The organism is Micromonospora arborensis, from assembly GCF_003205615.1.
GTDB classification, from domain to species: domain Bacteria; phylum Actinomycetota; class Actinomycetes; order Mycobacteriales; family Micromonosporaceae; genus Micromonospora; species Micromonospora arborensis.
In genome coordinates, this window is sequence record NZ_PYBV01000036.1 from 60581 (window position 1) to 74577 (window position 13997).

14 protein-coding genes are annotated in these 13997 nt (G+C 71.1%); 5 read left to right on the forward strand and 9 right to left on the reverse strand.

The features are described from left to right. The first annotated feature begins 197 nt into the window (after positions 1–197). Positions 198–446 carry a recombinase gene (locus tag C7C45_RS25760; RefSeq protein WP_208641329.1) on the forward strand — a complete coding sequence of 83 codons (249 nt, stop codon included), beginning with the start codon at positions 198–200 and terminating at the stop codon, positions 444–446. Positions 447–971: 525 nt separating this feature from the next. On the opposite strand, the gene C7C45_RS25770 is transcribed toward C7C45_RS25760, so the two are convergent. After that, on the reverse strand, positions 972–1805 hold the full coding sequence (locus C7C45_RS25770) for an SDR family oxidoreductase (RefSeq protein ID WP_110566288.1): 834 nt from the start codon (positions 1803–1805) through the stop codon (positions 972–974). Between the two features lie 102 nt (positions 1806–1907). Between C7C45_RS25770 and C7C45_RS25775 the strand changes: the two genes are divergently transcribed. After that, positions 1908–2786: a helix-turn-helix transcriptional regulator gene (locus tag C7C45_RS25775; RefSeq protein WP_110566289.1), complete on the forward strand. Its 879-nt coding sequence runs from the start codon at positions 1908–1910 to the stop codon at positions 2784–2786. A gap of 191 nt (positions 2787–2977) precedes the next feature. Next, positions 2978–3619 (forward strand): GNAT family N-acetyltransferase, encoded by a 642-nt coding sequence (locus tag C7C45_RS25780; RefSeq protein ID WP_110566408.1) that lies wholly within the window; start codon positions 2978–2980, stop codon positions 3617–3619. Between the two features lie 25 nt (positions 3620–3644). On the opposite strand, the gene C7C45_RS25785 is transcribed toward C7C45_RS25780, so the two are convergent. Next, a complete protein-coding gene (locus C7C45_RS25785) occupies positions 3645–5204 on the reverse strand; it encodes an NAD(P)/FAD-dependent oxidoreductase (RefSeq protein WP_110566290.1) in 1560 nt (519 codons plus the stop codon). A 176-nt stretch (positions 5205–5380) separates the two neighbouring features. Between C7C45_RS25785 and C7C45_RS25790 the strand changes: the two genes are divergently transcribed. Together C7C45_RS25790 and C7C45_RS25795 are read left to right on the forward strand one after the other, a co-directional pair. Next, positions 5381–6607, forward strand: coding sequence for a hypothetical protein (locus tag C7C45_RS25790; protein WP_244200566.1), 1227 nt, complete (start codon positions 5381–5383; stop codon positions 6605–6607). Between the two features lie 121 nt (positions 6608–6728). Further along, a complete protein-coding gene (locus C7C45_RS25795; protein ID WP_110566291.1) occupies positions 6729–7142 on the forward strand; it encodes a type II toxin-antitoxin system Phd/YefM family antitoxin in 414 nt (137 codons plus the stop codon). 2 nt (positions 7143–7144) lie between these two features. On the opposite strand, the gene C7C45_RS25800 is transcribed toward C7C45_RS25795, so the two are convergent. From C7C45_RS25800 to C7C45_RS25835, 7 genes are all read right to left on the reverse strand, one after another. After that, entirely contained in the window at positions 7145–8212 is a 1068-nt protein-coding gene (locus tag C7C45_RS25800) for an ABC transporter ATP-binding protein (protein WP_110566292.1), read from the reverse strand. Further along, positions 8209–9024 carry an ABC transporter permease gene (locus C7C45_RS25805; protein ID WP_110566293.1) on the reverse strand — a complete coding sequence of 272 codons (816 nt, stop codon included), beginning with the start codon at positions 9022–9024 and terminating at the stop codon, positions 8209–8211. The genes C7C45_RS25800 and C7C45_RS25805 overlap by 4 nt, the downstream gene beginning before the upstream one ends. Continuing rightward, on the reverse strand, positions 9021–9809 hold the full coding sequence (modA, locus tag C7C45_RS25810) for a molybdate ABC transporter substrate-binding protein (protein ID WP_110566294.1): 789 nt from the start codon (positions 9807–9809) through the stop codon (positions 9021–9023). The genes C7C45_RS25805 and modA overlap by 4 nt, the downstream gene beginning before the upstream one ends. Further along, positions 9806–10228 carry a TOBE domain-containing protein gene (locus tag C7C45_RS25815; protein ID WP_110566295.1) on the reverse strand — a complete coding sequence of 141 codons (423 nt, stop codon included), beginning with the start codon at positions 10226–10228 and terminating at the stop codon, positions 9806–9808. Before C7C45_RS25815 ends, modA begins: the two co-directional genes overlap by 4 nt. A gap of 318 nt (positions 10229–10546) precedes the next feature. Next, positions 10547–10939 carry an SCO5389 family protein gene (locus C7C45_RS25825; RefSeq protein ID WP_110566297.1) on the reverse strand — a complete coding sequence of 131 codons (393 nt, stop codon included), beginning with the start codon at positions 10937–10939 and terminating at the stop codon, positions 10547–10549. Between the two features lie 171 nt (positions 10940–11110). Then, a complete protein-coding gene (gene smpB, locus C7C45_RS25830) occupies positions 11111–11602 on the reverse strand; it encodes an SsrA-binding protein SmpB (protein WP_110566298.1) in 492 nt (163 codons plus the stop codon). A gap of 25 nt (positions 11603–11627) precedes the next feature. Continuing rightward, positions 11628–13880 (reverse strand): hypothetical protein, encoded by a 2253-nt coding sequence (locus C7C45_RS25835; RefSeq protein WP_110566299.1) that lies wholly within the window; start codon positions 13878–13880, stop codon positions 11628–11630. Between the last annotated feature and the right edge of the window lie 117 nt (positions 13881–13997).

Consider the following 13997-nt stretch of genomic DNA (forward strand, 5'->3'; position numbering starts at 1 on the left):
GATGATTCGCCCACGGCATCGGCGGTGCTGATGGCGTCTGGGGTGGACCGTACGGATAGGGAGGCTGTGACAACTCCGCACCCTTTCCCGCCCCGGATTCACCTCGGGGCGATTGCAAGAATGGACCTGTATCGACAAGCAACTGGGGGATGCTACCCGTGCCGTTGATCACCGGCTCGCCGGCAGTCAGGTGCCCGATGCTCAACGTCAACCCGAAGATGCTGGACCGGCTCACCAAGCTCGAAGAAGACCTCCACGCCCGGCGCGTACGCGCCAAGGCCGAAGGCTGGCTCGGCGAAATCGAAGGCCTCGACCCGACCTTGGGGTTCCTCGCCGACAAACGGCAACAAGCCCTCCGGCTGAGCAAGGTCACTGGCGCCGCCGGTCACTACCCCCCGAGCCCGTCACGTCCGACCCGTGTCACGTCCCCCGTTGCTCGCGAGTGAGAAGGCGCTGCTTCCAGAGGTTAGGGGCGGGATCCAGTCGCTACCGTGGTCGCGGCGGCGGCCAGCAGATTCCTGAGCCGGGTATGCGGGAATTGCTCCTCGACCTCCGCCGGCGGTGTTACCCGCGTGCTGTAGAACGAGGCGTCGTGGTCGTCGCCTTGTTCGGCCCACAGGTTGCCTGCTTCGTCGCGGTGCCACACCACCTTTTCGCCCCGGAAGTCGGCGCGTTCGAGCCAGTCGGCGCCACTGGGCCAGTAGCCGTCCCAGCCCAGCCCAGCCCGTCTGAGTCGGTGGGCGGCCCGCCGCTGAAAAGAGCAAAATTGCTTGGTAGACGGCGTTCTCGACGTGGTGCAGGACGAGGACGGCCTGTGCGATCGGTCGCTGGTCGGGGGCAGCACCACAGCATGGCGAGGCTCCCGGTTGGGGCATCTAATCTTGGTCGACTGCTGTCGCACCGGGAGTCTCGCCCTATGTCGATACTGGGTTCCGACACCTGTCGCGACCTGGACCGTCACGATGAACAGCTCACTGATGTACGGCGAAAGCTCCGCGGTTCTCGGCGAGCCAAGCGCTGAACGGGCGCGCGGGTACACCCGTCAGACGCAGAACGTCGTCACTCGGTGCCAGGTGCCCCGCTCCCTCGAAGACCTCGAGGAACGACGTGCGTACGGCCTCCGGCATCTCGTCCAGGAAGCCGATTCCGGCCTCCTCCTCGCCGAGTTCCTGGACGACGTACGAGCGGCCGAAAACCTTGTTCACCTCGGCGACCTGCTCACGCAGCGATCCAACCTCCGGGCCGGTGATCGAGTACGCCCCGAGCGTCGGCTCGGCGGCGCTCAGCAGCGCCACCGCTGACGCCGCGATGTCGGCGGGATCGACGAATGGCGACCGCATGTCCGGGTACGGCAGGCGTACGACGTCGTCGCGTGCCGCCGCCACCCACGGCACGATGTTGTAGTCGAAGCCTCCTGCCCGCAGGAAAGCGGACGGTACCCCTGCCTTCGTCAGGGCCTGTTCCCCCGCCCGGTGGTGTGCGGCGACGAAGTTGGCCGCTCCCGATCGCAGCGGCGTGTCCACGGTGAACGAGGACAGCATGACCACCAACTGCAGGCCGGCCTCGGCCGCGGCCTCCGCGAAGACCGCCCCGCTGTCGTCGGCCAGGATCAGAAAGGCCCGGTCGACACCTTCCAACGCGCGGCTCACGTCGTCGCGGTCGATCAAGTTGCCGGCGACCGCGGTGACACCAGCGGGCATAGCGGCCGACGGGTCGCGGACGAGGGCGACGACCTCGTGGCCCTGGAGCTTACGGACGATATGACCGCCCACGGTACCGGTCGCGCCGGTGACAAGGATCTTCATGGGCTTAAGCCTGAGCCCGCCCGGTCATCGGCGGGAGAGACTCCGTGAGACAGGTATCGCCGATCCCTGTCTAGCCCGGCGGCCATCGGGCAGGCTGGTCAAATGGACCAGAAGGAGCTGGCCGGTTTCCTCCGGACGCGCCGCGAGCAACTTCAACCCACCGACGTCGGCCTGCAATTGGGCGCCCGCCGGCGCACACCGGGGTTACGCCGCCACGAGGTCGCCGACCTCGCCGGCATGTCCCCGGACTACTACATCCGCCTCGAACAAGCACGCGGGCCCCAGCCCTCGCCGCAGATGCTCACCGCCCTGTCCCGTGCGCTGCGCCTCACCACAGACGAGCGCGACCACCTGTACCGCCTGGCCGGGCACCACGCACCGCCGAACCTCGGCGTCGACGAACACGTCAGCCCCGGCCTGCTGCGCCTGCTGGATGCCCTCACCGCCATACCGGCCCAGATAGGCTCCGACCTCGGGATCACGCTCGCCCAGAACCGCCTGGCAGTCGCCCTGGTCGGCGATCAGGTCTCGGCGTTCACAGGCATAGCACGCAGCCACATCTACCGCTTCTTCACCGACCCCACCGCCCGCGCCCAATACCCCGCCGAGGATCAGGAAGAGCAGGCCCGCATCTTGGTCGCCGACCTACGGGCCGCCATCGCCCTGCGCCCGGGCGACCCCGAAGCCGCCAAAATAATCCGCGCCCTGCAAACCACCAGCGACGAGTTCACCACGCTCTGGCAGCGACACGACGTCGCCGTACGCCGCTCGGACCGCAAACGCATCGTCCACCCCTCGGTTGGCATCATCGAACTGGACTGCGAGGTGCTCGGCACCCCCCGCCAGGACCAGCGGCTGGTCATCCTCACCCCGAGGCCCGGCTCGGAGGCCGTCAGTCAGCTCCAACTGCTCAGCGTCATAGGCACCCAGGACCTGGCTCCGACGGCCCGCCACCACAGGCACGGTCAAGCCGACTCGTAACGAGGGCCAGCGCGCAGTCGAAGCTGAACAGCGCCAGCGGTCCCGGCGGTCACGCGTGCAGATAAGCAGTGGCGGTCGCTGCGCGGTCACAGCGGCACTCTGGCGGTAGCGGTTTCGTACACCGCCACTGCGCGTCGAGGACGCACGGATCTCGTTTGCCTAACCAGATCTTGGTCGGGAGGATGCGGGACATGCTCGCCGACCTGTGGCCCCAGTACGGGCTCACCATCGTCACACCGCGCCTGCAGCTGCGTTTGCCGCGCGAGGAGGAACTCGCCGAGCTGGCTGATCTCGCGGGCCGGGGCGTACATCGTCCCGACGAGCGGCCGTTCCTGACGCCCTGGACGGATGGCACCTATACGGACCGGGCCCGAGCTGTCCTGCAGGGGCACTGGCACCAGCTCGCCTCGTGGAACGTGGCAGCGTGGCGACTCGGGATGGGGGTCTTCCGGGCGGATCAGCCGATCGGGGTGGTCACGCTCCGCGCACAAGACTTCACGGTTGTGCGGCAGGTGACGACCTCGGCCTGGCTCGGCGTGGAGCATCAGGGCAGGGGCTACGGCACGGAGGCCAGGGCTGGACTACTGACCCTTGCTTTCGATCATCTCGGCGCCACCGCCGCACTGACTGAGGTGTTCCAGGACAACCACTCCTCGCAGGGCGTGTCGCGCAAACTCGGCTACGAGCATGACGGGATCTCCGTCGACGCCCGCGACGGCGAGGCCGTTGTCTCCGACCGCCTGCGTCTGACTCTGCAGCGGTGGCGCCAGCACAAGCGGCCCGCCGTCACGGTCGATGGCATGGACGGCTGTAGAGCCTCGTTCGGCCTCTGATCGGTCCGTTCCCCGGTGCAGGTCGTCAGCCCAGCGGCACCTGCGTCGGCCGATCACCGCTCCCCACGGCGCCGACACCCTCGGGCGCGCTGATCGACGCCGCGACGATCCGGCTGGGCAGCACCGGCGCGTCCCGGCCCGTGCCCCGTCGGCCGTCGCTCCTCGACGACTCCTCGTGGTAGTCCTGCTCGACGTTGACCGACCAGACGTCGTGCGTACTGCCGGTGGCGATGTTCTCGGCCGTGAGCATCGCGGTCAGCATCGAGTGGTCCTGGTTGTTGTAGCGGTGCATGCCGTTGCGCCCCACCGGGTGCACGTTCGGCACCGCCTCGCTCAGCCACGCCCGGATGACGTCCACGTTGTGCTGGTAGCGCTCGTCGTACACCGGATAGGCCTTGGGCATCCGCACGACGTAGCCGGCCTCCACCACGCCGGGTCGGACCAACCCCAACCGCTCCAGCTCCGCGGTGCCCAACGCCACGAGGGCGGCATCGGGGGTACGCCACATCTCGTCGTCGGCGAAGACGAAGTATTCCAGGCCGAGGCAGGTGCGCCCGTCCTTGACGAGGTACGGCGACCAGGAGCCGAAGTTCTGGATCCGGCCCACCCGTACCCCCGGGTCGTGCACGTAGATCCAGTTGTCGGGGAACGAGAACTCCGCCGGCACCACCAGCGCGACCGTCAGGAAGTCGCGGTAGCGCAGGTCGGCGGCGCAGGCCAGGATCTCCGGCGGCGCCGCCGGACGCAGCGCGGCCACCAGCTCCGAGATCGGCATCGACGAGATCACGTGGTCCGCGGGCTCGGTACGCTGCCCGTCCGCGCCGTTGACCGTCACACTGATCGCCCGTCGTCGCGCCGGGTCGTGGTGCACCGCGGTGACCCAGGTGCCGGTCGACACCCGCCCGCCCTGGTGGCACACCTGCTCGGCGCAGCGTTCCCACATCATCCCCGGCCCGTACTTCGGGTACTGGAACTGTTCGATCAGGCTTGTCACGTCCGTGCGTCGACGCCGGGGCAGCAACGCGTTGCGGATCGCCTTGGCCAGCGACAGGTTCTTGATCCGTTGCGCGGCCCAGTCCGCCTGCAGCCGGTCCGCGGGCATCCCCCAGACCTTCTCGGTGTACGTCTTGAAGAAGATCGAATACAACCGCCAGCCGAACCGGGCCGACACCCAGCCCTCGAAGTGCGACTGGTCCTGCGGTGGGCGCAGCCGGGCGCGGGCGTACGAGCCGAGGCAGCGGGCCGCCTCCGGCAGCCCCAGGTTGCGCAGCGCGTTCACGGCGCTGAGCGGGTAGTTGAACAGCGCGCCCCGGTAGAAGATCCGGCTCATCCGGGGCCGGGTCAGGAAGTCCTCGTCCGGCAGGATCTCGTGCCAGAACGCCTCCACCCGGGGCACCTTCGTGAAGAACCGGTGCCCGCCGATGTCGAACCGCCACCCGTCGCGTTCCACGGTCCGGCTGATCCCGCCGACCACCTCGTCGGCCTCGAAGACCCGCACCGGCCGGCCGTGCCGGAGCAGCTCGTACGCCGCGGTCAGCCCCGCCGGCCCCGCACCGATGACCACCGTGCCGTGCTGTTCGCTCATGCTGGAGTGCTCCCTGCTCACCTGCCCTGGTTGAAGCGCCGCCCGTACCCGCTCTGCGTCGAATGTCACTCTTGGTCAACGATCGTTTCCGCTGCGGAGTGGCGCGTGGCGACGTACAACGGCGTGTACGACACTCCTGTGCGACGGGCGGGCCGGCAGGCGGGGGAGCGGGGCGGATGCACCGGTGGCGGAGCGGCGCGGCGACGCTGGCCGTCCGATTTGCCGAGGCAGGCCGCGCCGGAGCGCGCGCGGCCCGCCGGGTGCCGGCACCCTGGTCGTACGTGATCGGCCTGTTCCTCGGCGCGAAGCTGCTGCTCACCCTGCTCGGGCTGCTGGTCCTGCACGCCTGGGACGGCGTTCCCGGGGCGCCACCGGCGGACGATGCATTGATGTGGGCGCAGCAGCGGGAGGTCTCCGGGCATCGGTGGATCTCCTTCTGGTTCGCCTGGGACGGGCTGCTCTACCTGCGACTGAGCGAACTGCCCCTGACCGGGCCGTGGAACGATTTCGGCTTCCCGTTGCTCTACCCGTTCCTGGCCCGGCCGGTCGGCGCACTGCTCGGTGGCGACACCGCGCTGGCCCTGCTGTTGATCAGCAACGTCGCGTTCCTGCTGGCGCTCTGGTACGGCTACCGGCTGGCCGAGCTGCTGCTCGGCGACGCGCAGGCGGCCCGCCGATTCACCCGGTACCTGGTGCTGCTGCCGACCGCGTTCCTCTTCCAGGCGGCGCTGACCGAGTCGCTCTTCGTCTGTCTCGCGTTGGCCGCGTTCTACCACGCCGAGCGACACCAGTGGCTGCTGGTCGGCGTCCTCGGCTACTTCCTGGCGATGAGTCGTTCGGTCGGCCTGCTCGTCGCGCTACCGCTGGCCCTGGTCCTGCTCCGTCAGCACGACTGGCGACTCGGCCCGCGCGCGCTGCTCGGCTACCTGCGGACCGGTTGGCCGTTGCTGCTGCTGCCCGCCGGCTGGTTCACCTTCATGGCGTTCTGTTGGTGGCGCGGCGGAGACTGGTTCGCCTACCAGCACGCCCAGCAGACCGGGTGGGGCATCGAGGTGCAGAACCCGGTGCCGGTGCTGCTGGACGGGCTGGCCGGGGAGCCGCGCGATGCCGCCCGGGTCCTCTTCGCCGTGGCCGTGTTGGGCGTGCTGGTCGCCGGGTTCCGCCGCCGGGAGCTGGCCTACCTGGTGTACGGCGTACTCATGGTGCTGGTGCCTCTGTCGATGGGCCCGGCGGTGTACCGGAGCCTGCTGCGCTACCTGCTCGCCGCGTTCCCGGTGGCCCTGGTGCTGGCCCGCTGGGCCCGCCACACCAGCGTCGACGTGTGGCTGACCGCGGCGCTCGCCGTGGTGCAGGGCGCGCTGTTCGTGCTCTGGCTCAGCTACTGGACCCACATGATCATCTGATCGGGTCGCGCTCGTGCCCCAGGATTGCGCACAGTTTCGGGGAAGGTGCTGCCTCACCGGGCCACGCACCGTCCACTGACGACAGCGAATAGTTGTCATACCCGCGCGGCACGATGCATTCATGGCCGTTCCCGCGCTCACCCCGCACCCCGACCCGCCGCGTTCCGTGCCGCTGCGTGAGGCGCGCACCCGGTTCAGTCAGCTCGTCGCGCTGGCCGAGCTGACCGACGCGGTCACCGTCGTCACCCGCGACGGCGATCCCCGCCCGGTCGCCGCGATCGTTCCCGCCACGGCCGCCCGCAGCGGCGCGCAGGCCCGCGCCGACGCCGACCGCCTCGCCACGGTCACCGCCGGCTGGGCACGGCGCCTCGACGAGCAGCACCGGCGCAGCACTCAGCGGCACGCCGCCGAGCTCGGTGCGATCCGCGCGGCACTCGCCGAGGTGTGGGCCGAGCTGGATCGACGGGTCGTCTCGGGCAGCGACCCGACGCTGGCCCGGCTGCGCGCCGCGCACAACGACCTGCTCGCCGGCTGACGTCAGCCCGTCGCCGGGTAGGCGTGCGTCTCGGCCGCCTTCACCGCCACCCAGACCCGTTGGCCCTGGGCCAACCGCAGCTGGGCCGCGGCGGCCGGTGTGACGTCGGCGGCCACCCCGATCGGCCCGTCGAGTTGCACCCGTACGTTGTCGCCGTGCCGCTGCACACCTGCCACGGTGCCCGCCCAGGTGTTGCGGGGGCTGCCCTCCGGTCGGGTCGGGTGCAGGGCCACCGCCGCCGGACGGAACGCCACGAAGGCTTCGCCGTCCAGCCGGTCGGCGACCGTGAGGGTCAGCTCCGGCGCGACGCGTACCCCGTGCCCTTCGGCCCGACCACGGTAGAGGTTCAGCCCGACCAGCCGGGCGACGTAGTCGGTGCGCGGGCGGGCGGTGACGCTCGGCCCGTCGCCCTCCTGCACCACCCGGCCACCCTCGACGATGACCAGGCGGTCGGCCAGCGCCAGCGCGTCCAGCGGGTCGTGGGTGACCAGCACCGTCGCGCCCGGGTGGGCGGACAGGTGGCGGTGCAGCTCCGCGCGGGTGTCCAACCGGGTGCGGGCGTCCAGCGCGGCCAGGGGCTCGTCCAGCAGCAGCAGTGCCGGTGCGACGGCCAGCGCGCGGGCCAGCGCCACCCGCTGCGCCTGGCCGCCGGAGAGCTGCCGGGGCCGGCGGTGCGCCTGCGCGGAAAGCCCCACCCGGCCGAGCCACTCCCGGGCGGTGGCACGGGAGGCCCGTCGGTCGACACCGTGCCGGCGCGGCCCGAAAGCCACGTTGTCCAACGCACTGAGGTGCGGAAAGAGCAGATAGTCCTGGAAGACCACGCCGATCGACCGGCGCTCGGTCGGCACCCAGCCCCGCGTCGCCGGGCGGTCCAGGTCGATGCCGTCGAGGGTGACGTGCCCGTTGGTGAGCGGATGCAGCCCGGCCAGCGCGCGCAACGCGGTGGTCTTGCCAGCGCCGTTCGGGCCGAGCAGCGCGACCACCTCGCCGGGCGCGACCCGCAGCGGCACGTCGAGCCGGAAGGCGCCCCGCTCCACGACGAGCCGGGCGTCGAGCAGCGCCCCGCTCATGCGCTTGTCATCCAGCGGTCCCGCAACGCCACCAGGATGCCCACCGACACGACGAGCAGCACCAGGCTGAGCACGATCGCGGACTCCAGGTCGGTCTCCAACGCCAGGTAGACGGCGAGCGGCATGGTCTGTGTCCGGCCGGGATAGTTGCCGGCGAAGGTGATGGTGGCACCGAACTCGCCGAGCGCCCGCGCCCAGCAGAGCACCGCCCCGGCGGCCAGCCCGGGCGCCACCAGCGGCAGCGTGACATGGGTGAAGGTGGTCCATCGGCTGGCGCCCAGCGTCGCGGCGGCCTCCTCGTAGCGGTGGTCGGCGGCGCGTAGCGCACCCTCCACGGCGATGACCAGGAACGGCATCGCGACGAACGACTCGGCCAACACGACACCCGCGGTCGTGAAGGGCAGGGTGATGCCGAACGTGGCGTCGAGCCAACCGCCGAGCAGCCCGCGCCGGCCGAAGACCAGCAGCAGCGCCACCCCGCCGACCACCGGCGGCAGCACCAGTGGCACGGTGACCAGCGCGCGTACCAGCCGGCGGCCGGGGAACTCGACCCGGGCCAGCATCCAGGCGAGCGGCACCCCGAGCAGCAGACAGAGCACGGTGGCCAGGGTCGCGGTCTGCACCGACAGCCGCAGAGCGGTCAACGCGCCCGGCTCGGTGAGCCGCTGCGGCAGGGTCGTCCACGGTGCCCGGATCACCAGCCCGGCCAGCGGCAGGACGAGGAAGAGCAGCCCGAGGCCGGCGGGGACCAGCAGCGCCGCCGGCACCCGCCCCCGCCGTCGGGGCGCGGTGTGGTCGCGAACCTGAGTCATGGGGTCTGGAAACCGGCCTCGGCGAGGACCGCCTGCGCCGGCGTCGAGCGGACGTACGCGACGAACGCCCGCGCGCCGGTCGGATTCGGCGCGTCCTTCAACGCGAGGATCGGGTAGTCGTTGACCGCCCGCGCCGACTCGGGAAACTCCACGCCGGTCACGTCGGCGTGCGCGGCCCGCGCGTCCGTGCGGTAGACCAGGGCCGCGTCGACCTCGCCGAGCTTCACCTTGGCGAGCGCGCCCTTGACGTCCTGCTCCAGGGTGACAGGCGTCAGCGCGACGCCGGCCGAGTCCAGGGCGGTGCGGGCCGCCGCGCCGCAGGGCACCTGGTTGGCGCAGAGCGCCACCTTCACGCCCGGCCGGCTCAGGTCGGCCAGCCCGGTCACCTGACGCGGGTTTCCCCGGGGCACCGCGATCACCAACTGATTGCGGGCGAAGACGTTCGGTGCGCCGTCGGCATTGCCGGCCTCGGTGACCGTGGTCATGTTCGCCGGGGCGGCCGAGGCGAACACATCTGCCGGCGCACCCTGGTTGATCTGGTTGGCGAGGGCGGAACTGCCGGCGAAGTTGAGGGTCACCGTGCTGCCCGGGTTGGCGGCCTCGAAGTCCTTGCCGATCCGGGTGAACGACTCGGTCAGCGAGGCAGCCGCGAACACCGTCACCGCACCGGTGACCCGGCCGTCCCCGGCGCCGCCGGACGCCCGGTCGTCGCCCGCACCACAGCCGGTGACCGTCAGCGCCGCCACCAGCACGGCCACCACCGTGCGCGTCGCCCGCCCGCTCATCCGCCGGCCCTCCCCCTCGCCGTCGGGGGAGCGGCCCGCTCCACCACCACCGTGGTTGACTTGATCACCGCGACCGCCACGGACCCGACCCGCAGGTCGAGCTCGTCGACCGCCTCCCGGCTCATCAACGACACGACCCGGAACGGGCCGGCCTGGATGTCGACCTGGGCCATCACCGTGTCCTTGCGAACGTCGACGACGATGCCGCGCAGCCGGTTGCGGGCCGAGGAGAACTCGGCGCCCGCGTCCGGGTCGGCGGCCTGGGCGCGGGCGAACGCCGCCAGATCAACCCCGTCGATCACCCGGTGGCCGTGTTCGTCGCGCTCGGCCGTCACACGCCCGGCGTCCACCCAGCGGCGAACCGTGTCGGCGCTGACGCCGAGCAGGTCGGCCGCCTCCCCGATCCGGAACCTCGTCACCCGCTCACCCTAACCCCCGCATCTGCGAGGGCAAAAGCCCGATCCGGACAGCATCCGTGTGGGCAAATGAGTGTGACCGCCAGCAACTGCGACTGTCGTCCTTGTCTGCGTCCGTCCTGGCCACTGACCACATGATCACGCTCGAACCAGGATGCAGTGGTGTCGGTGCCTCGGCGAGGCCACTACATCCTGGTTCGAGCACGATCACGGCGGGCGGCGAGACGGCGGGGCCCGAGGCGGCGGGGCGGGCGGGGCGCGGGGCGCCGGGGGGGGCCGGGGGGGGCGGGCTCGCGGGGGGCTGCCCGCCCGCCCCGCCGGTCAGCAGTTGCGCAGCTCGGGGGACTGGTTAAGCAGTTGGCCACGGGTCGACACGAAGCGCCGGTAGCGCTCCCCGTCGACGGCCGAGGGGCGGAACGCGGCGACGCGGTGGCAGTTCTGGAAGGCGAGGCGTACGCCGAAGTGTCGTTCCAGGCCGGCGCGGATCGCGTCGCTCGCCAGTGCCCGGAGCAGTTGACCTCGGTCGGCGTCGGTGGGCGGCGGAACGCTGTTGTCCGCTAGGTCGGCGTCGCCGGCCTCGAGTTCGGCCACCACTCGGCTGACGGTGGCCCAGGCGTACGGGAGGGAGTCGCGGACGCAGGCGATGAACGCCTCGTCGTCGACGGGGCCGCGTTCGGCGGCGTCGAGCAGGGCGGGCGGGACGGTGAGTGACATGGTTCTCCTCCGCTTCTAGACAATGAATACCGTTGTCATTAACGGTGCGAACAGGGCAGACCACGCTGGGCGGATGACGTCAACGACGTCCCGGCGTGCCGCGCCGAAACCCGCGGTGAAAGACCCGCAACCCGCGGTGAGAGACCCGCGACCTGCGCGAAGGAGGGCAGCTCAGGGCCGGCGGGGGTGGCCCTTGAGGTGTCGGCCCAGTTCGCGGGCGATCTCCCGGTTGGCGTCCCGCTCGGCCAGCGTCTGCCGCTTGTCAAAGGAGCGCTTGCCCTTTGCCAGGGCCAGCTCGACCTTGGCGAAGCCGTTCTCGAAGTACATCGACAGCGGGACCAGGGTCACCCCGCCCTCGCGGACCTTGTCCAGGATCCGGTCGATCTCGGCCCGGTGCAGCAGCAGCTTGCGGTTGCGGCGGGGAGTGTGGTTGGTCCACGTGCCGTAGGCGTACTCGGCGATGTGCAGGCCGTACAGCACGATCTCGCCGTCGCGCTCGTGCGCGAACGCGTCGACCAGCGAGGCCCGCCCCTCGCGCAGCGACTTCACCTCGGTGCCGACCAGCACGATGCCCGCCTCATAGGTGCGCAGCACGGTGTACTCGTGCCGGGCCTTCTTGTTCGAGGCGATCAACCGGCGTTCGGGCTGCTTCGACGGGCTCACCCGGCGACGATATCCGGCCGCCGGATCAGCCCGCCCCGGGGCGGTCCGGGTGCAGTCGCGCGATCAGGTCCCGCGCCGCCTGGGCGAACGCCTCCTCCGACTCCGACGGCCAGTGCGCCAGGATCGGCGGGGGAACGCTGTCGCTGGGGGGCGGCACCACGTCCAGCGGGTCGGTCAACCGCCGGTCCACCGCCGCCGCCGGTCCGGCCGGCGTCTCGCTGTCTCCGGCCCAGTGTGGGGCGAAGATCCAGCCGCCGATCGGGTCGGTGTCGCGCCACAGGTTCACCCAGCGCCAGCCGACCCGCTCGCCGATCTCCTCAAGCGTCGACACGTTGACGGACGCGGGAAACAGCCGTGCGTACAACCGGCGCAGCGGTGACCCGTGGGTCAGCAGGGCGACCCGGTCGGTGACCCGGGCCGGCAGTTGCAGCACCGTGGCGGCGAGCAGCACCGACCCGTGGCTGTGCCCGGTCAGCAGCACACCCTGCCCCTGCTCCACCAGGTAGGAGATCCGTTTGGCCAACTCCGGCACGGCCCGCTCCGCGTAGCAGGGCGGGGCGAAGGGGTGCGCCGCACGGGGCCAGAAGGTGCCCAGATCCCACAGGACGCCCACGTACCGGCGGAATCCCGCCGTTCGGTACGCGAAGATACCGCCGATCACCAGCCCGAGCACGATCGCGGCGATCACGTAGCTGCCCGTTCCGATGAAGAAGTTGACGAAGCTCTCGGGTAGGCCGACGTACTGCTGCGACACGTCACCGGGAAAGATCTGGAACAGCCCGAGCGCGCTGGTCGCCAGCCCGAGCGCGGCCAGCCCGGCGTAGACCACGGTGAGCGGCTCCAGCCGTTCGGTGAACCGTGCCCGGGCAACCGCCTGCTCGACCTGGCGCAGCCGTTCGGCCGCCTCCGGCGGGGCGTGCGGGAAGTCCGCCGCCACGATCGCCCGCGCGGCCCGCCACCGACGACCCCGGCTCAGCACGGTGACCACGCCGGCCGCCAGCAACGCGCTCAACACCGCCAGGAAAAACCCGAAAATCGCCCATTTGTACGCCAGTGGCGGGCTGGTCACGAGGCTGTCCGCGGTCGTTCCGCCGTCGTCCAACACGTCTGCGGTCCGATAGACCAACTCGGCGGAGAACGCCACCGCGAGCCCCGCGGCGATCGTGACCAGGACCGGTGCGCCCAACGCACGCAGGGGCGCGGGACGCCCCTTGCCGTCGGGATGCCCGCCGCCCCGCCGCCAGATCACCACGACCGCGAGGATCACCACCAGCACCGTCTGGCTGACGAACAGCCAGGCCACGATGGCGCCGTACCCGGGCAACGAGCGGCTCCGCGACCACGGCGCCGGGCTGGTCACGATGTGCACGATCACCAGGATCGTCACGCCGCAGGCGATCGTCCGCAGCCCGCGGAAGAAGGCGTCCATGCCCGGTGCCGGGTCGGTCCGGTCGATGCTGCGCACCGCGATGAGCAGGACCAGGCAGGTGAGCAGCACCGCCCCGGTTGCCGCCAGCAGCACCACCATCGTCGACGAGTGGTGCTGGCTGGCCCGCGCGGCCAGCAGGCTGCCGTCCAGCGTGGCGAAGGCGGCCGCGACGTGCACCGAGCGCAGCCGACCGACCAGCGGTGCGCCGTCCCACTGGCCGACCGCGCTCAACTGGTGCTTCGAGGTTGCCGGATCGCGGGTGCGGAACGCGTCGAACGAGTGACTGAGACGGGTGCTCAGCCACCAGACGAGCCCGATCGCGGCGACCGGCACCAGTGCCAGCACACCCAGGCGCAGCCCCGTCGGGCGGCCACCGAGCCAGGACAGCCAACTCCGGCCGGTCATGCACGACGGCGTGCCCATGCAGCGCCAGGCGATCAGGTCCACCGCCACCCCGACGATGGAGAGCACGTAGAGCATGGTGAGGGTGAGCGCGAGCACCCGGCACAGCGCGACGACCACGTTCTTCCAGCCGTGGATCGTCGGATGCATCCAGAGCGCCACGTTGCAGAGCATGAACGGCAGCAGGAACACCAGCGACAGCGTCCGCACGGCGGTGCCGGACGGTAGGTCGCTCCAGCGGTACGCCTCCAATGTCACCCCGTCGGTCCCGGTCGAGTCGGGATAGCCGGGACGCGGTCGGTAGAATCCTCCGCTGCGGTCTCCGGCGACCTGGTGCACGTACGGCCGGTTCAACACCTGGTCCGCGCCCGACCCGGAGACGCCGTGCACCCGCAACTCAACGATCCCGCCCGACGTCGGCTCTTCGGTCGGCGACACGTCCGCCATGGGCCCCCCGAGGTGTGCGCGGCAGCCGGGCGGTGGTCGATGTACGGCCACCCACGCGGCTCCCCGGCTTACCCATCCTCAACCCGGTCAACCGTGCGTCGGCGCCCAGGCGGTGGT

Coding starts and splice junctions, on each gene's coding strand:
- C7C45_RS25760 (WP_208641329.1), top strand. CDS start 198: ATGCTCAACGTCAACCCGAAGATGCTGGACCGGCTCACCAAGCTCGAA.
- C7C45_RS25785 (WP_110566290.1), bottom strand. CDS start 5,204: ATGAGCGAACAGCACGGCACGGTGGTCATCGGTGCGGGGCCGGCGGGG.
- C7C45_RS25800 (WP_110566292.1), bottom strand. CDS start 8,212: ATGAGCGGGGCGCTGCTCGACGCCCGGCTCGTCGTGGAGCGGGGCGCC.
- C7C45_RS25825 (WP_110566297.1), bottom strand. CDS start 10,939: ATGTCACTCACCGTCCCGCCCGCCCTGCTCGACGCCGCCGAACGCGGC.
- C7C45_RS25795 (WP_110566291.1), top strand. CDS start 6,729: ATGGCCGTTCCCGCGCTCACCCCGCACCCCGACCCGCCGCGTTCCGTG.
- C7C45_RS25780 (WP_110566408.1), top strand. CDS start 2,978: ATGCTCGCCGACCTGTGGCCCCAGTACGGGCTCACCATCGTCACACCG.
- C7C45_RS25805 (WP_110566293.1), bottom strand. CDS start 9,024: ATGACTCAGGTTCGCGACCACACCGCGCCCCGACGGCGGGGGCGGGTG.
- C7C45_RS25790 (WP_244200566.1), top strand. CDS start 5,381: ATGCACCGGTGGCGGAGCGGCGCGGCGACGCTGGCCGTCCGATTTGCC.
- C7C45_RS25775 (WP_110566289.1), top strand. CDS start 1,908: ATGGACCAGAAGGAGCTGGCCGGTTTCCTCCGGACGCGCCGCGAGCAA.
- modA (WP_110566294.1), bottom strand. CDS start 9,809: ATGAGCGGGCGGGCGACGCGCACGGTGGTGGCCGTGCTGGTGGCGGCG.
- C7C45_RS25835 (WP_110566299.1), bottom strand. CDS start 13,880: ATGGCGGACGTGTCGCCGACCGAAGAGCCGACGTCGGGCGGGATCGTT.
- C7C45_RS25770 (WP_110566288.1), bottom strand. CDS start 1,805: ATGAAGATCCTTGTCACCGGCGCGACCGGTACCGTGGGCGGTCATATC.